Annotated in this window: 15 protein-coding genes; 11 read left to right on the top strand and 4 right to left on the bottom strand. The window is 70.8% G+C overall.

The features are described from left to right. Nucleotides 1–49 precede the first annotated feature (49 nt). Nucleotides 50–1,333, bottom strand: coding sequence for a DUF1015 family protein (locus AC1P0E_RS06440; RefSeq protein ID WP_482741179.1), 1,284 nt, complete (start codon nt 1,331–1,333; stop codon nt 50–52). Nucleotides 1,334–1,405: 72 nt separating this feature from the next. On the opposite strand from AC1P0E_RS06440, the gene AC1P0E_RS06435 reads away from it, so the two are divergent. The 4 genes from AC1P0E_RS06435 to AC1P0E_RS06420 all read left to right on the top strand — a co-directional run bounded on the left by AC1P0E_RS06435 (nt 1,406) and on the right by AC1P0E_RS06420 (nt 5,542). Continuing rightward, nucleotides 1,406–2,461, top strand: a complete 1,056-nt coding sequence (locus tag AC1P0E_RS06435) for an HAD-IIA family hydrolase (RefSeq protein ID WP_482741178.1) — start codon at nt 1,406–1,408, stop codon at nt 2,459–2,461. A gap of 167 nt (nt 2,462–2,628) precedes the next feature. Then, nucleotides 2,629–3,600: a FecCD family ABC transporter permease gene (locus tag AC1P0E_RS06430; protein ID WP_482745671.1), complete on the top strand. Its 972-nt coding sequence runs from the start codon at nt 2,629–2,631 to the stop codon at nt 3,598–3,600. After that, a complete protein-coding gene (locus AC1P0E_RS06425; protein WP_482741177.1) occupies nt 3,597–4,682 on the top strand; it encodes a FecCD family ABC transporter permease in 1,086 nt (361 codons plus the stop codon). The genes AC1P0E_RS06430 and AC1P0E_RS06425 overlap by 4 nt, the downstream gene beginning before the upstream one ends. After that, a complete protein-coding gene (locus tag AC1P0E_RS06420) occupies nt 4,679–5,542 on the top strand; it encodes an ABC transporter ATP-binding protein (protein WP_482741176.1) in 864 nt (287 codons plus the stop codon). Before AC1P0E_RS06425 ends, AC1P0E_RS06420 begins: the two co-directional genes overlap by 4 nt. 71 nt (nt 5,543–5,613) lie before the next feature. Here AC1P0E_RS06420 and AC1P0E_RS06415 read toward each other — a convergent pair whose 3' ends face one another. Beyond that, complete coding sequence (locus AC1P0E_RS06415) at nt 5,614–5,961, bottom strand: sterol-binding protein (RefSeq protein ID WP_482741175.1); 348 nt, start codon at nt 5,959–5,961, stop codon at nt 5,614–5,616. A gap of 42 nt (nt 5,962–6,003) precedes the next feature. Between AC1P0E_RS06415 and AC1P0E_RS06410 the strand changes: the two genes are divergently transcribed. The 5 genes from AC1P0E_RS06410 (at nt 6,004) to AC1P0E_RS06390 (ending at nt 11,556) form a co-directional block, all read left to right on the top strand. Next, nucleotides 6,004–6,315 carry a hypothetical protein gene (locus tag AC1P0E_RS06410; RefSeq protein ID WP_482741174.1) on the top strand — a complete coding sequence of 104 codons (312 nt, stop codon included), beginning with the start codon at nt 6,004–6,006 and terminating at the stop codon, nt 6,313–6,315. A 7-nt stretch (nt 6,316–6,322) separates the two neighbouring features. Further along, nucleotides 6,323–7,138, top strand: a complete 816-nt coding sequence (locus AC1P0E_RS06405) for a TlyA family RNA methyltransferase (RefSeq protein ID WP_482741173.1) — start codon at nt 6,323–6,325, stop codon at nt 7,136–7,138. Next, on the top strand, nt 7,135–8,085 hold the full coding sequence (locus AC1P0E_RS06400; protein WP_482741172.1) for an NAD kinase: 951 nt from the start codon (nt 7,135–7,137) through the stop codon (nt 8,083–8,085). Before AC1P0E_RS06405 ends, AC1P0E_RS06400 begins: the two co-directional genes overlap by 4 nt. Before the next feature lie 280 nt (nt 8,086–8,365). Next, on the top strand, nt 8,366–10,084 hold the full coding sequence (gene recN / locus AC1P0E_RS06395; RefSeq protein ID WP_482745670.1) for a DNA repair protein RecN: 1,719 nt from the start codon (nt 8,366–8,368) through the stop codon (nt 10,082–10,084). A gap of 368 nt (nt 10,085–10,452) precedes the next feature. Beyond that, nucleotides 10,453–11,556, top strand: coding sequence for a glycosyltransferase family 4 protein (locus AC1P0E_RS06390; protein ID WP_482741171.1), 1,104 nt, complete (start codon nt 10,453–10,455; stop codon nt 11,554–11,556). On the opposite strand, the gene AC1P0E_RS06385 is transcribed toward AC1P0E_RS06390, so the two are convergent. Continuing rightward, complete coding sequence (locus AC1P0E_RS06385) at nt 11,553–13,181, bottom strand: PucR family transcriptional regulator (protein ID WP_482741170.1); 1,629 nt, start codon at nt 13,179–13,181, stop codon at nt 11,553–11,555. The two genes, AC1P0E_RS06390 and AC1P0E_RS06385, sit on opposite strands and share 4 nt — an antisense overlap. Before the next feature lie 235 nt (nt 13,182–13,416). Between AC1P0E_RS06385 and AC1P0E_RS06380 the strand changes: the two genes are divergently transcribed. Both AC1P0E_RS06380 and AC1P0E_RS06375 read left to right on the top strand, forming a co-directional pair. Beyond that, nucleotides 13,417–14,928 (top strand): APC family permease, encoded by a 1,512-nt coding sequence (locus AC1P0E_RS06380; protein ID WP_482741169.1) that lies wholly within the window; start codon nt 13,417–13,419, stop codon nt 14,926–14,928. 11 nt (nt 14,929–14,939) lie between these two features. Beyond that, on the top strand, nt 14,940–16,568 hold the full coding sequence (locus AC1P0E_RS06375) for a flavin monoamine oxidase family protein (protein WP_482741168.1): 1,629 nt from the start codon (nt 14,940–14,942) through the stop codon (nt 16,566–16,568). Here AC1P0E_RS06375 and AC1P0E_RS06370 read toward each other — a convergent pair whose 3' ends face one another. Beyond that, on the bottom strand, nt 16,569–18,371 hold the full coding sequence (locus AC1P0E_RS06370) for a glycoside hydrolase family 15 protein (protein WP_482741167.1): 1,803 nt from the start codon (nt 18,369–18,371) through the stop codon (nt 16,569–16,571). Nucleotides 18,372–18,555 lie beyond the last annotated feature (184 nt).

The following is an 18,555-nucleotide window of genomic DNA, read 5'->3' as shown; positions in this document are numbered from 1 at the left end:
TGAGGGCGGCACCCCGGTGGGGTGCCGCCCTTTCGCGTTTCCGGGCGGCTCAGCTCAGGTCGAGGCTGCGCAGCACCAGGCCGGTTGCCGGCTTCGGACCGAACGAGGTGGATTTGCGGGGCATCGTGATGCCCTGGCGGGCCAGCTCCAGGACGACTTCTTCACGTACTGGATGCATCAGGACCGCCGTGCCGCCGTGGCGTTCCGCCTGGGTCACGGCCGCCTCCGTGTCGTGGATGTACGCGATGTCCTCGGGGGCGTCGGGGATCGACCACACGTGGTCGAGGAGAGTGGCGTGCAGGACTGTCGCGTCCAGGGTCTGCCATGCCGCGGGGCGGCCCGCCGGGACCGTACGGGACAGCAGGGCCTCGTCGGGGCGGTCGATGAGGTGGTACGCGCCGTCTCCGGCCAGGAGGAACGCGTTGCCGGCGGTGGCCGCCTCGGCGAGGGCGTCCAGGGCTTGGGGGAGAGCACCCGGGACCTCGCGGATGCGGAAGGTGTCCGCTACCGCGGCGAGGGCGTCCGCGACGGGGAGGCGGTGCAACAGGCGGTGGATGGCGCGGACCTGGAGCGGGTAGCGGGCCGTGTCGATGAGGAGGACCAGGCCGGAGTCCCAGGCTCCGGTGGCCGGGCGCTCCGCCTGGAGGCGCAGGTACGTTGCCCAGCGGTGGTGGCCGTCCGCGATCAGCGCCTGGCGGCGGGACAGGTCGGTCGTGATTTCGGCCAGCTCGGCGGGGTCCGTGATGGACCACAGGCGATGGCTGAAACCGTCCTCTGTGGTGGTGGCCAGGATCGGGGCGCGGTGGATGGCGCGTTCGATGACGGCGGTCGCGCCGGTCGCGTTGCCGCCGCTGCGGTAGGTCAGCAGGAGCGGTTCGAGGTTGGCGGCGGTCGCGCGCATGAGGGCGGCGCGGTCGGCGACGACGTGGGGCATGACGTCCTCGTGGGGGAGAACGATGCCCTCGGCGGGCGGGGTGAGAGTGAGGGCTCCGATGAGCCCGCGCTGGAGGAGGTCGCCGTTGCGCTGCTCGTACACGTAGAGAGCCGGCTCGGGGTCCGGGGCGAGCACGCCTTCCGACAGCCAGCGGTGCAGGGTGTCGGCGGCCTGCTGGTTGCGGGTGGCGGGCGTGGCGGCCTGCGGGAGGATGAGGCGGACGATGTTGTACGGGTCGGCCGATTCCAGGTGGTGGAGGCCGTCGGGCCGCACGACCACGTCGTACGGCGGAGACGTGACAGCGGCCAGGCTGCTCACTCGCTCGGGGACGTAGCGCAGTCCACGGAACGGGGCCAGGCGCAGGCCGTGGTCCTCCTCGGGCCGACCAGGTGTACTCATTGGTGCATGGTAAGTGGGGTCGCCCGATGAGCAATGATCGGGGGACAAGCACGGATCTAGGAGCGATACGGAATGAGCCAGCAGACCAGGACCCGGCCCGACGCGAGCGCGCGTGCGCTGAGGGAGGCGTACGACACGGCTCTGCTGGATCTCGACGGTGTGGTGTACGCGGGCGGCGAGGCCATCGCGCACGCGGTGGACGCGCTCGAGGTGGCCCGGGAGGGCGGGATGCACCTCGCGTACGTGACCAACAACGCGCTGCGCACGCCCGGTGCGGTGGCGGAGCATCTGACGGAGCTCGGGGTGCCGGCGGCGGCTTCCGATGTCATTACGTCGGCGCAGGCTGTTGCCCGGCTGATCGCCGATCAGGTTCCCGCGGGCGCCCGGGTGTTGGTCGTGGGTGGGGACGGTCTGCGGGTCGCGCTGCGTGAGCGCGGGCTGGTGCCGGTGGAGTCGGCCGACGACGATCCGGTGGCCGTCGTGCAGGGGTACGGCGGGCCCGATCTGGCGTGGGGGCGGTTCGCGGAGGCTTCGTACGCCGTCGCGCGGGGGCTGCCGTGGTTCGCGTCCAACACCGATCTGACGATTCCGAGTGCGCGGGGGATCGCGCCGGGCAACGGCGCGGCGGTCGAGGTCGTACGGATCGCCACGGGCGCCGAGCCGCAGGTGGCGGGCAAGCCGTTGCCGCCGATGCACCGGGAGACGATTCTGCGGACCGGCGCCGAGCGGCCGCTGGTCGTCGGGGACCGGCTGGACACGGACATCGAGGGTGCGAACGCGGGCGGCGTGGACTCGCTGCTCGTACTGACCGGGGTGACGGACGGTGCGCAGCTGCTGGCGGCGGCACCGAAGTACCGGCCGACCTATGTGGACGCGGACCTGCGGGGGTTGCTCACCGGGCAGCCGGAAGTGACGGAAGTGGCCGAAGGGACCGAAGTGTCCGGGAGCGGCGGCGGGTTCGCGTGCGGCGGGTGGACCGCTTCCGTGCGGGGTGGCGAGCTGGTGGCCGACGGGGAGGGCGCGGCGCTGGACGGGCTCCGGGCGCTGTGCGCTGCGGCCTGGACGTACGCCGGGGACGGGGCGTGCGGGCTGGATGCGAGCAAGGCGCTGGACAGGGTGGGGCTTTAGGGCGCGTGCCGCCGCGCCGGCAGGTAAAAACCATGGGGGCAGCGGCCGTTTGTCGCGATGCGAGGGTAGGCTAACCTAACTCCGTGTTGGTCGAGAGTTCCCCCAAGCAGAGCGCGGTGCAGGCCCCGCAGGTCCCCGCGTCCCCCAAACGCAATGCCGTACGTGCCGTGGGACTGTTCGTCTCCATCGGCGTGCTGCTGCTGGTCGTCGTCGCGAGTATCGCGATCGGTGCCAAACCCCTTGCGCTGGGCGACGTGTGGCACGGCCTGTTTCACGCCTCCGGCACCGGCAATGACGTGATCGTCCGGGACGTGCGGGTGCCCCGCACCATCCTGGGCGTGCTCGTCGGTGCGGCGCTCGGGCTCTCGGGCGCGGTCATGCAGGGGCTCACGCGCAACCCGCTCGCGGAGCCTGGAATCCTCGGGGTCAACGCGGGTGCCGCGGCCGCTGTCGTCTCCGCCATCAGTTTCTTCGGCATCACCTCCCTGAGCGGATTTGTCTGGTTCTCGTTCGTCGGTGCGGGAGTGGTCTCCGTGCTGGTGTACATCCTCGGCGGCAGCCGCGGCGCGACACCCGTACGGCTCGCGCTCGCCGGCACCGCCGCTACCGCCGCGCTCTACGGCTACGTCAACGCCGTACAGCTGATGGACTCGGCGGCGCTCGAGCAGATCCGCTTCTGGACCGTCGGCTCGCTGGCCTCCGCCGACATGGAGATCATCGGCAAGGTGTGGCCGTTCATCGCCGTCGGAGTGGTGCTCGCGCTGGTGATCGCGCGGCCGCTCAACGCGATGGAGATGGGCGAGGACACGGCGCGGGCGCTGGGCGCGCATCTGACCCGTACGCGCGTCCTCGCGATGGTCGCCGTGACGCTGCTGTGCGGCGCCGCGACCGCCGCGTGCGGGCCGATCGTCTTCATCGGGCTGATGGTGCCGCACCTCGTGCGAACGCTGACCGGACCCGACATGCGCTGGATCCTGCCGTACGCCGCAGTGCTCGCGCCGGTGCTGCTGCTGGGCTCCGACGTCATCGGGCGGGTCGTCGCCCGGCCCTCCGAACTCCAGGTGGGCATCGTGACCGCGCTGGTCGGCGGGCCCGTGTTCATCCATCTCGTACGCCGCCGGAAGATGGCTCAACTGTGACTGTTACTTCACCTTCGAGGACTCCATCGAGGACTCCTTCGCGGACGCGGACCTCGCGCGCGATACGCACCCGCGGCGGCTTCTCCTTCCGTGTCGAGCCCAGGGCGCTCCTCGCCACGCTGCTGCTCACCGCCGCGGCGCTGGCCGTGGGAGTCGTGCTCATCGGCAGTGGCGACTTCCCCATGTCGCCGGGCGATGTCGTACGTACCCTCCTCGGAAACGGCACCGCGTCGCAGGAATTCATCGTCACCGAGCTGCGGATGCCGAGGGCCGTCGTCGCGCTGCTCGTCGGTGCGGCGCTCGGGATGTCCGGGGCGGTCTTCCAGTCCATCTCGCGCAACCCGCTGGGCAGTCCGGACGTGATCGGGTTCGGGCAGGGTGCGACGGCCGGTGCGCTGGCCGTGATCGTGCTGTTCAAGGGGAACGCCGTCGCGGTGACGGCCGGTGCGCTCGTCGGCTGTCTGCTGACGGGAGCCGCCGTCTACTTCCTCGCGTGGAAGCGGGGCGTGCACGGCTTTCGGCTGGTGCTCGTCGGAATCGGCGCGGCCGCCATGCTGACGGCCCTCAACCACTACCTGATCACCAAGGCCAGCATCGTCGACGCGACCCGGGCCACGGTGTGGATGACGGGCTCGCTCGACGGGCGTGGCTGGGAGCAGGCGTGGCCGCTGCTCGGCGTGTGTGTCGTCTTCATTCCGCTGGTACTGGCGCACGGGCGGGCGCTGCGCATGATGGAGATGGGCGACGACGCGGCGTACGCCCTGGGGGTGAGCGTCGAACGCGGGCGGCTGGTGCTGATGCTCTCCGCCGTACTGCTCATCGCGGTGGCCACCGCCGCCGCCGGGCCCATCGCCTTCGTGGCGCTGAGCGCGCCGCAGCTCGCCCGCAGGCTCACGCGGTCGCCGGGGCCCAACCTCGGGGCCTCGGTCTGCATGGGCGCCACGCTTCTCGTGGTCGCCGACTGGATCGCCCAGCAGGGCTTCGGCGACACCCAGCTGCCGGTGGGCGTGGTGACCGGGGTGCTCGGCGGCTGCTACCTGCTGTGGCTGCTGGTCACCGAGCGCAAGGCGGGACGTATATGACGACCGAGAAGAATCCCAGGAGCAAGCCAGTGCAGCGTCAGCGCCTCAGTGCGGAATCGGTGACCCTCGCGTACGACCAGCGAGTCATCGCGGAGGATCTGTCCGTCGAGATACCGGACAACTCGTTCGCGGTCATCGTCGGGCCCAACGCGTGCGGCAAGTCGACGCTGCTGCGCGCTCTCTCACGGATGCTCAAGCCCACGCAGGGGCGGGTGCTCCTGGACGGGAACGCCATCGGCTCCATGCCCGCGAAGAAGGTCGCCAGGACGCTGGGGCTGCTGCCGCAGTCGTCCATAGCGCCCGACGGGATCACGGTCGCGGACCTGGTGGCGCGCGGGCGCTACCCGCACCAGGGGGTGCTGCGGCAGTGGTCGCCGCAGGACGAGCGGATCGTCGGGGAGTCGATGGACGCGACGGGTGTCGGGGAGCTGGCCGACCGTTACGTCGACGAGCTGTCCGGCGGGCAGCGGCAGCGCGTGTGGATCGCGATGGCGCTGGCCCAGCAGACGCCGCTGCTGCTGCTCGACGAGCCGACGACGTTTCTCGACATCCAGCACCAGATCGACGTGCTGGATCTGTGTGCGGAACTGCACGAGACGCAGGGCCGCACCCTCGTCGCCGTACTGCACGACCTGAACCATGCCGCGCGATACGCCACGCACCTGATCGCCATGCGCGACGGCGAGATCGTCGCGCAGGGGCCGCCGGCCGAGGTGGTCACGGCGGAGCTGGTGGAGCGGGTCTTCGGACTGCGCTGCCAGGTCATCGAGGACCCGGAGACGGGGACGCCGCTGGTGGTGCCTGCGGCGCGGAAGGCGCGCGGGGGGCGGACGGTGGCCGAGGCCGTGCCGGCCTCCTGAGGCGGGGCGGGACGGGGACCCGCGGCGGGATCGGCCGCGGCTGCTTCCCCGAGGCGGAACGGGACGGTCGGCTACAGCAGCTTCCTGAGGCGGATCAGGTCGCGGAAACCGGCCTCGAGGCCGACCCGGCCCGAGGCCCAGGCCCTGGCGAAGTTCAACTCGCCGCCCACCATGGCGACCAGGTCGTCGCCGGTCATGGCCAGGCGGATCTCGGCGCGCTCGCGCGGGGGCCCGTCGAAGGTGTCCCGTACGTCGATCCGGCCGTCCGCGAGGCGGCCGGTGAACGTGGCGTCCAGATCCGTGATGTGACAGCTCAGGGAACGGTCGAGCGAGGCGGCACTGCGTACGCCGTCCTCGGCCTGAGCCAGGTTGTCCGAAAGTTTGTCGAGTGCGCTGCGGCACTCTTCCATCGTTGCCATCGGGATCGACGGTACCCCAGGGCTTCGGGGTAGCGTCGGGGCATGAACCATGAGGTCGAGGACGTCCAGGCCGTCGAGGACGTCGAGGACAACGCCGAGGAGCCGGCGGGGGGCGCTGCCGCCGCGGTGCACGACCCGGCCGCCTTGGCGCCCCTCGGGGTGGAGCGCACCCCCACCGGGCACGCCGACGTCGACGCGCTGCTCGAGCGGCTGGGTGACGCCGACCACCTCCCGGCGGACGGGCACATCGAGGTGTACGAGGATGTACACGGGGGACTGCGCGAAGCGCTGACCGCGCTGGACGCACGACCGGGACCCCCGGTGCCCCCTTCCTCGTACGACAACAGGAGCTGAACCGATCGTGGCAGGAGTCGCGCGCCGACGCCTCGACGCCGAGCTGGTCCGCCGGAACCTCGCACGCTCACGGGAGCACGCGAGCCAGCTGATCGCCGCAGGGCGGGTGAAGGTGGGCGGCGCCGTCGCGACCAAGGCCGCCACGCAGGTCGAGACGAGCGCCGCAGTCGTGGTGCTCAAGGACGACAACGACCCCGACTACGTCTCGCGGGGCGGCCACAAGCTGGCCGGCGCGCTGGAGGCGTTCGTACCGCTGGGGCTGAAGGTCGAGGGGCGGCGGGCGCTCGACGCCGGGGCTTCGACCGGTGGATTCACCGATGTGCTGCTGCGCGCCGGGGCCCGGCAGGTCGTCGCCGTCGACGTCGGATACGGCCAGCTCGCGTGGTCGCTGCAGTCCGATGAACGCGTGAGAGTCAAGGACCGTACCAACGTGCGGGAAATGACACTCGAGACGATTGACGGGGAGGCGGTCGACCTGATCGTCGGTGATCTGTCCTTCATCCCTTTGGGGCTGGTGCTGCCGGCGCTGGTGCGGTGTGCCGCGCCGGACGCCGATCTCGTGATGATGGTGAAGCCGCAGTTCGAGGTGGGAAAGGACCGCCTGGGCAGCGGCGGCGTCGTACGCAGCTCCGAGCTGCGGGCCGAGACGGTACGGGCCGTGGCGGGGCAGGCCTGGGGGCTCGGCCTGGGCGTACGGGGCGTCACCGCCAGTCCGCTGCCCGGGCCTTCGGGGAATGTCGAGTACTTTCTGTGGCTCCGGGCCGGAGCTCCCGAGCTCGACCCGGCGGATGTTGACCGTGCAGTGGCGGAGGGGCCGAGTTGACAACGACGACAACGACAGCGACGACGACAGACAGATCTGCCGCGTCTTCCGGAGAAGCACGAACCGTCTTCCTGCTCGCGCACACCGGACGCCCCGCGGCGATCCGCAGCGCGGAACTGGTCGTACAGGGGCTGCTGCGCAGCGGCATCGGCGTGCGCGTGCTGGCGGCGGAGGCGGCCGATCTGCCGCTGCCACCGTCCGTCGAGACGGTGGCGGAAGCCTCGCCCGCCGTACTCGACGGCTGCGAACTGCTGATCGTCCTCGGGGGGGACGGGACGCTGCTGCGCGGCGCCGAGTTCGCGCGCGCTTCCGGGGTGCCGATGCTCGGCGTCAACCTCGGTCGCGTCGGCTTCCTCGCGGAGGCGGAGCGGGACGACCTCGACAAGGTCGTCGACCGGGTCGTCACGCGTGCGTACGAGGTCGAGGAGCGCATGACGCTCGACGTCCTCGTGCACAACAACGGCGACATCGTGCATGAGGACTGGGCGCTCAACGAGGCCGCCGTGCAGAAGGTCTCGCCGGAGCGGATGCTGGAAGTCGTCCTGGAGATCGACGGCCGGCCGGTGACCGGGTTCGGCTGCGACGGCATCGTCTGCGCCACCCCGACCGGCTCCACGGCGTACGCCTTCTCGGCCGGCGGGCCCGTGGTGTGGCCGGAGGTGGAGGCGCTGCTGATGGTGCCGATCAGTGCGCACGCGCTGTTCGCCAAGCCGCTGGTTACGTCGCCGAATTCGGTGCTCGCGGTGGAGGTGCAGCCGCACACGCCGCACGGCGTGCTGTGGTGCGACGGCCGCAGGACCGTGGAACTGCCCGCCGGGGCGCGAGTGGTGGTGCGGCGGGGCGCCGTGCCCGTACGGCTGGCGCGGTTGCACCACGCGTCGTTCACCGACCGGCTCGTCGCCAAGTTCGCCCTTCCTGTGTCGGGGTGGCGGGGGGCGCCGCACTGAGCGTGGGTGCCGGGTGCTGGGCCACCGCCGTACCCATCGTGGCCGCGCTCACCACCGCCGCCGCGCAAAGCTGATCGTGTCAATCCGGAATTCATGAATTCATGGCGGAGGGCGGGGCGCGTGGTGCGCCATGGGGTGATCGCCCGGGCTGGGGTGGGGTTTTCCGCACCCCGGCGAAGACAAACGCGGGGCAGTGAGGGGGCGTGCGGGGGAGTGTCGGTGCGGGGGCCGTCGCAATGGGGGCCCGGGACCTCGTAAGGTCGTGTCCGTGTTGGAGGAGATGCGGATACGGTCGCTGGGCGTCATTGATGACGCCGTCGTCGAGCTGTCACCTGGGTTCACGGCGGTGACGGGTGAGACCGGCGCGGGCAAGACCATGGTCGTCACCAGCCTCGGGCTGCTGCTCGGCGGGCGCGCCGACCCTGCCCTCGTACGGATCGGGGCCAAATCGGCGGTCGTCGAGGGGCGGATCACCGTCCCGGCAGACGGGCCGGCCGCCGTACGGGCCCAGGAGGCCGGCGCCGAACTGGACGACGGGGCGCTGCTGGTCAGCAGGACCATCTCGGCCGAGGGGCGTTCGCGTGCCCATGTGGGCGGTCGGTCGGTTCCGGTGGGGCTCCTCGCGGAGCTGGCCGACGACCTCGTCGCCGTACACGGGCAGACCGATCAGCAGGGCCTGCTGCGGCCGGCCCGGCAGCGGCAGGCGCTGGACCGGTACGCGGGTGACGCCGTCGCCGTCCCTCATGCGAAGTACGCGGCCGCGTACCGGCGGCTGCGGGCGGTCGCGGTGGAACTGGACGAGCTGACCACGCGGGCGCGTGAGCGTGCGCAGGAGGCGGATCTGCTGCGTTTCGGGCTGGATGAAATCGCGGCGGTCGAACCGCTGGCGGGCGAGGACGTCGAACTCGCCGCGGAAGCGGAGCGGCTGGGCCATGCCGAGGCGCTGGCCTCGGCGGCGTCCGTCGCGCACGCCGCGCTCGCCGGGAATCCGGAGGACCTCGAGAGCCTCGACGCGAACACGCTCGTCGCCGGGGCGCACCGGGCGCTGGACGCGGTGCGTGCGCATGATCCGGCGCTCGCTGTGCTCGCTGAGCGGATCGGTGAGATCGGGATCCTGCTGGGTGACGTGGCCGGGGAGCTGGCCGGGTACGCCGACAACCTCGACGCCGATCCGCTGCGGCTGGCGGCGGTGGAGGAGCGGCGGGCGGCGCTCACTCAGCTCACGCGCAAGTACGGCGAGGACGTCGGGGCGGTGCTCGCGTGGGCCCAGGACGGTGCCGCGCGGCTGACCGAGTTGGAGGGTGACGACGACCGCATCGGTGAGCTGACGGCTGAGCGCGACGGGTTGCGGGACGAACTGGGGGCGCTGGCGCAGGCATTGACCGACGCTCGTACGGAGGCGGCGGAGCGGTTCGCCGATGCCGTCACCGGTGAGCTGGCGTCGCTTGCCATGCCGCATGCGCGGGTCACGATCGATGTCCGGCAGACCGAGGACCCTGAGGGGGTGGAGGTCGGTGGGCGGCTGGTGGCGTACGGGGCCTCCGGGGCCGATGAGGTCGAGCTGCTGCTCGCGCCGCATCCTGGCGCCCAGGCCCGGCCGATCGCCAAGGGGGCTTCCGGGGGTGAGCTCTCCCGGGTGATGCTGGCGGTGGAAGTTGTCTTCGCCGGGTCCGATCCGGTGCCGACCTATCTGTTCGACGAGGTCGACGCGGGTGTGGGCGGCAAGGCGGCGGTCGAGGTCGGGCGGCGGCTGGCGAAGCTGGCGAAGTCGGCGCAGGTGGTCGTCGTGACGCACTTGCCGCAGGTCGCGGCGTTCGCCGACCGGCAGTTGCTGGTGGAGAAGACCAATGACGGGTCCGTCACCAGGAGCGGGGTGACCGTGCTGGAGGGCGAGGACCGGGTGCGGGAGCTGTCGCGGATGCTGGCGGGGCAGGAGGACTCGGAGACCGCTCGGGCGCATGCGGAGGAGTTGCTGGCCGCGGCTCGGAGTGATGCGTAGCGGGTTGTGCGGCCGGTGAGTTGCGGTTGTGTTGCTCGTGCGGGGGCGTGCCGCTCCGGGGGCGATGTTCGGAACTGCATGATTCAGGCGCCGCGCGGGGTTTGGTGAGGAACCGGCGCCCTGCCCACAAATCACGCTTTACGTTCCGAACACCGCCCCCTGCGCGTCCCGCCTCCTCCCGTGAGTGGTGGTTCCGTCACCGACGTCGTGCGCGGGAGCATTGACCCCTAATCACCCGTGTGGGTGATGGCGGTGAAGTGCGACCAGGGGTTCGACCCTTTCGTGGTGCCGGAACGCACGTGCGGGCTGGCATTCTGGGCGGCGCAGTACGTCCGCCGTTCGACGCCGACTCAGGAGCTCCGACCGACGTGAGCAGCACCCCGGTCCCGCCGTACGGCCAGTCGCCGCTGAGCGTGGTCCAAGTCCTCGGTGGCGGCAGCGCCGGCAGCAGCGCGCACGTCAGGTCGCTGGCCGAAGGCCTTGTCGCGCGTGGGTTGCGAGTGAGTGTCTGCGCTCCCGCGGGGCTTGAGCCGGCGTACGACTTCGGTGGTTCCGGGGCACGCTTCGTTTCCGTACCCCGGCGCAGTGATCCCGCCGCTGTGGCGGCGCTGCGCGCGGCCTGTTCCGGGGCCGACCTTGTGCACGCGCATGGTCTGCACGCCGCCGTGCGGAGCACGCTGGCGCTGCGGGGGCGACGGATTCCGCTCGTGGTCACCTGGCACACCCGGGCGGACGACGACGGTCCGCGCGGTCACCTCGTGCGGCTGCTGGAGCGGAGGGCGGCCAGGGCGGCCGCCGTGGTGCTGGGGACGTCGTCCGATCTCGTCGACCGGGCCCGCAGCCGGGGTGCGCGTGACGCGCGGCTCGCGCCCGTCACCGTGCCCGCCCCGCGTCCGCCCGTGAACGCTCCGGAGAGCAAGGCGCGAGCCGACCTCGGGGCCGTGGACCGACCTTTGATCATGGCCGTCGGGAGTCTTGTACGGGGCCGAGGGTACGGGGACCTCCTCGACGCGGCTCGGGCATGGCGTGACCTGGTTCCTACGCCCCTGCTGGTCGTGGCCGGTGAAGGGAGCGAGCGGGGCGCCCTGCAGCGGCGTATCGAGGCCGAATCGCTGCCCGTACGGCTCATCGGCAGGCGTGAGGACATCGGGGAGCTGCTCGCGGCCGCCGATGTCGCGGTGCTCGCCAGCCGGTGGGAGGGGCGGTCTGTACTGGCCCAGGAGGCGCTGCGGGTTGGGGTTCCGCTTGTCGCCACGGCGGTCGGTGGGGTGCCGGAACTGGTGGGTGACGCGGCCGAGCTGGTTCCGTACGGGGACAGTGAGGCGCTCGCGAGCGCCGTTGTCCGGCTGCTGGGCGACCCGGCCAGGCGGACTTGGCTGGCCGAGGCGGGCAGGGCAGAGGCCGCCACCTGGCCGACCGAGGACGAGACGGTGGCGCAGGTGCTGAGCGTGTACGACGAGTTGACTTCCTAAGTGGTGTGGCGGCGCGCGCGCAGGGCGAGACTCAGGGCCAGGACCGTCTGGGGGTCGTCCAGGTCCGTGCCGAGGAGTTCGGAGATGCGGGCCAGGCGGTTGTAGAGGGTCTGACGGTTGAGGTGCAGTTCGCGGGCTGTTTCCGCCTTGCGGCCCGCGTGTGCGAGGTACGTCTGAAGGGTGGGGAGCAGGGGCGGGCGGGACGTGCGGTCATGGTCGCGGAGGGGGCCGATCGCCCGGTCGACGAAGGCCGCCAGGTCCGGGTGCTCGCGCAGACGCCAGAGAAGCAGGTCGATGTCGAGGCGGCGGGCGTCGTACCAGGGGCGGTCGGTGAGGCCCTGCGCCGCTGTTGCGGTTTCCGCCGCGTGGCGAAGGCCCGCCGACGCCGCTGTCCAGCTGCCGGCTACGCCTACGACGACCACGGGAGGATGCGCGCCCGCGCGTTCCAGGCCAGCTCGTTCGACACCTGCGCGCAGGGCCGCTGCCACGCGGTCGGCGACCGCCGTACGCTCCGATTCGGAGCGCAGGCCCAGGAGGAGGGGCACCCGGCCCTCTACGGGGCGTACGCCCAGGAGGACCGGCACGCCGACCGCGGAGAGCTCCTCCAGGACCGCCCGCGCCAGCACCGCCCAGTTGCCCGCCGGTGCCAGTTCGGCCGCGAGCCGCATCACGACGGGGAGGAGGGGGCCCTCGCCCGGCTTGAAACCGAGCACCCTGGCCTGCGCGGGTGCGTCCTCGGCGGCGATGCGGCCCTCCGCGAGGTCGGTGAGGAAGTCGCCGCGGCCGCGAGCGGCCAGCTCCTCCTCCTGCCGTGCCTGCATCAGGACCACCGCGAGAATTCCGGCCGCCCGCTCGGCCGCGATCCGGTGGACGGGGAGGAGCGGGGCAGAGACCGCGAGGAGCGCGATCCTGGCCCGTACGGCGGCTGCGCCGTGGCCGCCGCCCGGTACGTCCACCAGCACGCCGTTCGCCGGCGGGCCCTCCTCGCGCGCCTCCCGCTGACCGCGCAGGCCCTCCCACACCTGGAGGGGGTCGGCGCACGCCTCGCCCGTCTCGGGCGCCGCCGCGTAGAGCAGCTGGCCGTCCGCCGTCTCCAGGAAGACCGGGTTGGCGGTGAAGTCCGCGAGGATGCCGAGGACCTGGGGAATCCCGCCGCCGCCGAGCAGCGCCTCCGTACAGCGCCGGTGTACCTCCTCGGCGCGCCGCAGAAGTGTGTAGTGGCCGTTCACGATCTCGGTGTGGACCTCTTCGGTCACCGATACGAACGCCACCTCGCGGTGCAGCTGCACGAGCGGCAGTCCGGCCGCCCGCGCGGTCTCCACGATGGTTGAGGGGAGCCGGCTGAAGCGCGGGCCCAGCTCCACGACGAGCGCGGCGATGCCCCGGTCGGCCAGGCGGCGTACGAAAGCGCGCTGCTCGGCCGGGCGCGTACCGAGGCCTAGGCCGGTCGTCAGGAGCAGCTCGCCGCCCTTGAGCAGCGAGGCGATGTTCGGCACCTCGCCCGCGTGCACCCAGCGCACCGTGCGGTTCAGCCGGTCGGCGCAGGCGACGACCTCGGGAAGACCGCCGCGGAGCCCCGGCAGCTCCAGCGCCCGCTGCACGGTGATGCCGCCTTGCGTTTCCACTGCGATGTACCTCGTGACGTTGTTCCCGCCGTGCCCCAGGAAGGCACCGCATTCGGTGGACGCTACCCGCGTGTCCGTTCCAGGAACATCACCCTGCGGTTACGGGACACATCGCGTCGTCCCGCGGCCCGACAAGTCGTCGCCCCTGCACGGCTTTTGAGTGACCCCATGTCGATTGTGGTCTACGTCACTCGGACCAAGACTGTCGCCCCCGTACATAGAGAGAGGGCGCGGCATGTCTGACAAACCCGCACGTGAAGTCCAGCGGCTCAAGGCGAATTCCGTCGGACTGGTGGGCGTGGTCTTCATGGCGGTCGCCACCGCGGCGCCGATCACCGCGATGACCGGAAATCTCCCCATCGCCGTCGGCTTCGGCAATGGGACCGGCGCTCCCGCCGGTTATCTCTTCGCGACGCTGGTCCTGACCGTCTTCTCGGTCGGATACGTCGCCATGGCCAAGCGCATCACCGCCGCCGGCGCCTTCTACGGCTACATCTCGCACGGCCTCGGCCGCATCGCGGGCATGGCGTCCGGGATGCTCGCCGTTCTCGCGTACATCGTCTTCGAGGCCTCGATCGTCGGCATCTTCGCCTACTTCGGCCAGACGACCGTCGCCGACCAGCTCGGTGTCGACATTCCGTGGATCGTGTACGCCGCCGGAATGCTCGCCGTGACGGGCGTTCTCGCGTACTTCGACATCAACATCACGGCCAAGGCCCTAGGCATCATGCTCGTCGCCGAGATAGCCGTTCTTTTCGCTGTGGCCACCGCCGTACTGTTCGCGGGCGGCGGTCCGGACGGCATTCCCGTGGAACCGATCAATCCCGTGAACGCCTTCACCGGCACGTCGGCGGGGCTCGGTCTCTTCTTCGCCTTCTGGTCGTGGGTCGGCTTCGAGTCGACGGCGATGTACGGCGAGGAGTCCCGCGACCCGAAGCGCGTCATCCCGCGCGCGACCCTGATCTCGGTGGTCGGAGTGGGCCTCTTCTACATCTACGTCTCCTGGATGACCATCGCCGGCAACGGACTCGACGGCTCGGTCAAGGTCTCGTCGTCGGCTTCCCCGCTCGACCTCTTCTTCGATCCCACGGAGGCCTTCATCGGGGCGTGGGCCGTCGACGCCTTCCAGTGGCTGCTGCTCACGGGTTCGTTCGCCTGCGGCATGGCGTTCCACCAGTGCGCGTCGCGCTACCTGTACGCGATCGGCCGCGAGGGCTTCCTGCACCCCGCCCTCGGGCGTACGCACCGGTCGCACGGGTCGCCGTACATCGCGTCGTACGTCCAGTCAGGTATTGCCACCCTTCTTGTGGCCGCCTTCTGGCTCGCCGGTGAGGACCCGTACATCCACCTGTACACACTGCTGGCGATCCTCGGCACGATGGCGATCCTCATCGTCCAGACGCTGTGCTCCTTCGCGGTGATCGGCTACTTCCGCAAGAACCACCCGGAGGACCGGCACTGGTTCAAGACCTTCACCGCTCCGCTCCTCGGCGGCATCGGCATGATCGCCGTCGTCGTACTGCTCGTGATCAACATGGAGACCGCGGCCGGACTCGCCGCCGACTCCCTCTTCTTCGACCTGATCCCGTGGATCGTCGGCCTGGTCTTCTTCGGCGGCCTCGGACTCGGCTTCTACCTCAAGGCCAAGAGGCCCGAACGCTACGAGATCATCGGCCGGATCGTCCTCGAGGACGCGGCCGAGCGCACCGACGACAGCCACACCAGTCAGCCAGCCGCGACCGTCTGAGGAGCTCTCCCATGTCCCGTACGCAGATGATGCACGCACTGCGGCAACTCGCCGCGCAGCACGCCGCCGCCCGCAGGCTGCGCATGCCCGCCGCCGAGGTGCGCGGCTCCAGCCGCCGTGAGCTGCTCGGCCGGGCCGCCGCTCTCGGCCTCGGTACGGTCCTGGCCGGTCCCGTGGTCTCCGCCCGGGCGGCGCCTGCCCGGGCCGCCGTACAGGCCGCGGGGACGCCCAGAATCGCCGTGGTCGGCGCGGGCATAGCCGGCCTCACGGCCGCGCTGACCCTCAAGGACGCCGGCCTCGGCTGCACGCTCTACGAGGCGAACCCGGACCGGGTCGGCGGCCGGATGTGGACCCAGCGCAGCCATTGGGCGTACGGCCAGACCTCCGAGATCGGCGGGGAGCTGATCGACACCAGCCACAAGAAGATCCTCGAACTGTGCCGCCGTTTCGGTCTCCCGACGGAGGACTTCCTGGGCGGCGGGCCGAACGGCGCGGAGGAGGTGCTCTGGTTCAACGGGGCGTACTACCCGCGTAAGCAGGCCGACGAGGACTTCAAGGACGTCTTCCAGGCCCTCCACCGGGACCTCCAGGAAGCGGGCGAGGTGAAGTGGAACCAGACCACCCCGGTCGGCACCGCCCTCGACAACATGTCGATCTATGAGTGGATCGACTCACGTGTGCCTGGCGGGCACTCCTCGCCGCTCGGGCGGTTCATCGACGTCGCCTACAACGTCGAATACGGCGCCGAGACCAGCGAACAGTCGGCGCTCGCGCTGGTGCTGCTGATGGGCTACCAGCCGAACCCCGGTCACTTCAATGTCTGGGGGCTGTCCAACGAGCGGTACCACATCACCGGCGGCAACGATCAGCTCCCGCGCGCCATCGCGAAGTGCCTGCCGGCGGGCACGATCCAGATGGGCAAACAGCTCACGGCGGTAAGGGCCAACGGCAATGGCACCCAGACCCTTACATTCACCGACGCGGGAACCACGACCACCGTCACCGCGGACCACACGATCCTGTGCGTGCCGCTGCCCGTACTCCAGCGCCTCGATCTGTCCGCCGCCGGCTTCGACCCGCTCATGACGAACCTGGTGCGCGATGCCCGGATGGGCAACTGCACCAAGCTCAACATGCAGTTCTCGGCGCGCCCGTGGCGCGGCGAAGGGGCCTGGCCCGGGGTGTCGGCGGGCGACTGCTTCACCGACACCGACGTACAGCAGACCTGGGACACCACCAAGCTCCAGCCCGGGACCGGCGGCATCCTCATCCAGTACGGCAGCGGCCGGCTCGCCAAGGCGCTCGTCCCGGGCACGCCCTTCGCCACCGAGTCCGACCCGTACGTACGCGACCTCGCCGCGCGCCGTTCCCGTGAAGTCGACGCGTTCTTCCCGGGAACGTCGAGAACGTGGACCGGGAAGGCCCAGCTGTCCGCCTGGCACCGCGACCCGTACGCCCTCGGTGCGTACTCCTACTGGCCCATCGGCTATCTGCACCGGTACGCCGGCTACGAAGGCACCGCACAGGGGAACGTTCACATCGGCGGCGAGCACTGCAGTTACGACTTCCAGGGCTTCATGGAGGGCGGCGCGACCGAAGGGGAACGCGCCGCCCGTCAGGTGATCGGCAAGATCGCCTAGTCAGCCGCCGTACGCACCACTCGCCGTCAGCCGCAGTGCCGTGTCGATCAGCGGCACGTGGCTGAAGGCCTGCGGGAAGTTGCCGACCTGGCGCTGCAGCCTGGAGTCCCACTCCTCGGCGAGCAGCCCCAGGTCGTTCCGCAGTCCCAGCAGCTTCTCGAAGAGCTTTCGTGCCTCGTCGACCCGCCCGATCATCGCCAGGTCGTCGGCCAGCCAGAACGAGCACGCCAGGAACGCGCCCTCGTCGCCCTCCAGGCCGTCCACGCCCGCGTCGTCGCCCGACGTCGGGTAGCGCAGTACGAAACCGTCCTCCGTGGACAGCTCGCGCTGGATCGCCTCGATCGTGCCGATGACCCGCTTGTCGTCGGGCGGCAGGAAACCCATCTGCGGAATGAGCAGCAGAGAGGCGTCGAGCTCCTTCGAACCGTACGACTGCGTGAAGGTGTTGCGCTCCGGGTCGTAGCCCTTCTCGCACACATCGCGGTGGATCTCGTCGCGCAGCTCGCGCCACTTCTCGACCGGACCGTCCGCGTCGCCCATCTCGATCAGCTTGATGGTCCGGTCGACGGCGACCCAGGCCATCACCTTGGAGTGCACGAAGTGGCGGCGCGGGCCGCGAACCTCCCAGATGCCCTCGTCCTTCTCGTTCCAGTGGTCCTCCAGGTAGCGGATCAGCTTGAGCTGGAGAAGGGAGGCGTAGTCGTTGCGGGTCAGGCCGGTCATATGGGCCAGGTGCAGCGCCTCGGTGACCTCGCCGTACACGTCCAGCTGCAACTGGTGCGCCGCGCCGTTCCCGACCCGTACCGGAGTCGAATTCTCGTAGCCCGGCAGCCAGTCCAGCTCGGCCTCGCCCAGCTCGCGCTCGCCCGCGATCCCGTACATGATCTGCAGGTTCTCCGGGTCGCCCGCGACCGCGCGCAGCAGCCACTCGCGCCACGCGCGCGCCTCTTCGCGGTAGCCGGTGCGCAGCAGCGACGACAGGGTGATCGCGGCGTCGCGCAGCCAGGTGTAGCGGTAGTCCCAGTTGCGTACGCCGCCGATCTCCTCCGGCAGTGACGTCGTCGGCGCGGCGACGATGCCGCCCGTCGGGGCGTACGTCAGCGCCTTCAGGGTGATCAGTGAGCGGATCACGGGCTCGCGGTAGGGCCCGTGGTACGTGCACTGTTCGACCCAGTCGCTCCAGAACTCGGCGGTCGCCTCCAGCGAGGCCTCGGGCTCCGGAAGCGGCGGCTCCGCCTTGTGCGAGGGCTGCCAGCTGATGGTGAAGGCGATCCGGTCACCGGGCGCGACGGTGAAGTCGGAGTACGTCGTCAGGTCCTTGCCGTACGTCTCGACGTCGGTGTCGAGCCAGACCGAGTCGGGTCCGGCGACGGCGACCGTGCGCTTGTCGACCTTGTGGACCCAGGGCACCACACGTCCGTAACTGAAACGCATGCGCAGTGCGGAGCGCATCCGCACCCGGCCGCTGACGCCCTCGACGATCCGGATCAGCTGGGGCGCGCCGTCGCGCGGCGGCATGAAATCGGTCACCTTGACCGTGCCGCGGGGGGTGTCCCACTCGGATTCGAGGATGAGGGAGTCCCCGCGGTAGCGGCGGCGGGCAGCCGCCGGTGGTCCCGCGTCGGCCGCGTGAGCGGGGCCGATCCGCCAGAAACCGTGTTCCTCGGTGCCGAGCAGTCCGGCAAAAACGGCGTGTGAGTCGAAGCGGGGGAGGCACAGCCAGTCGACCGTGCCGTCCCTGCAGACCAGTGCCGCGGTCTGCATGTCTCCGATAAGTGCGTAGTCCTCGATGCGCCCGGCCACGTTGCAATCTCCAGTCGAACGGCCACGTTCGCCCCATTGGGGCACTTGCGGTCAGGGGATTTTCGACGAGCTCTTGGTCCCGGGAGCGGGCGGGGATGGTGCCTTCGCCGGCCGGCTCGCAGCGATGTATCCGAGCAGGATACGTCGCAGCCAAGTGCTCTGCGCGACGGTACCGGCAACACGA

This window comes from Streptomyces sp. TRD_SC_5, from assembly GCF_056836825.1.
The sequence above is the reverse complement of the archived record's forward strand: the minus strand, read 5'-3'. Positions and strand labels throughout refer to the sequence as shown.

Bases quoted from the DNA above. Each gene is read 5' to 3' on its own strand.
- AC1P0E_RS06440 (WP_482741179.1), bottom strand. From the start codon at position 1,333: ATGAGTACACCTGGTCGGCCCGAGGAGGACCACGGCCTGCGCCTGGCC.
- AC1P0E_RS06435 (WP_482741178.1), top strand. From the start codon at position 1,406: ATGAGCCAGCAGACCAGGACCCGGCCCGACGCGAGCGCGCGTGCGCTG.
- AC1P0E_RS06420 (WP_482741176.1), top strand. From the start codon at position 4,679: ATGACGACCGAGAAGAATCCCAGGAGCAAGCCAGTGCAGCGTCAGCGC.
- AC1P0E_RS06415 (WP_482741175.1), bottom strand. From the start codon at position 5,961: ATGGCAACGATGGAAGAGTGCCGCAGCGCACTCGACAAACTTTCGGAC.
- AC1P0E_RS06410 (WP_482741174.1), top strand. From the start codon at position 6,004: ATGAACCATGAGGTCGAGGACGTCCAGGCCGTCGAGGACGTCGAGGAC.
- recN (WP_482745670.1), top strand. From the start codon at position 8,366: ATGCGGATACGGTCGCTGGGCGTCATTGATGACGCCGTCGTCGAGCTG.
- AC1P0E_RS06380 (WP_482741169.1), top strand. From the start codon at position 13,417: ATGTCTGACAAACCCGCACGTGAAGTCCAGCGGCTCAAGGCGAATTCC.
- AC1P0E_RS06375 (WP_482741168.1), top strand. From the start codon at position 14,940: ATGTCCCGTACGCAGATGATGCACGCACTGCGGCAACTCGCCGCGCAG.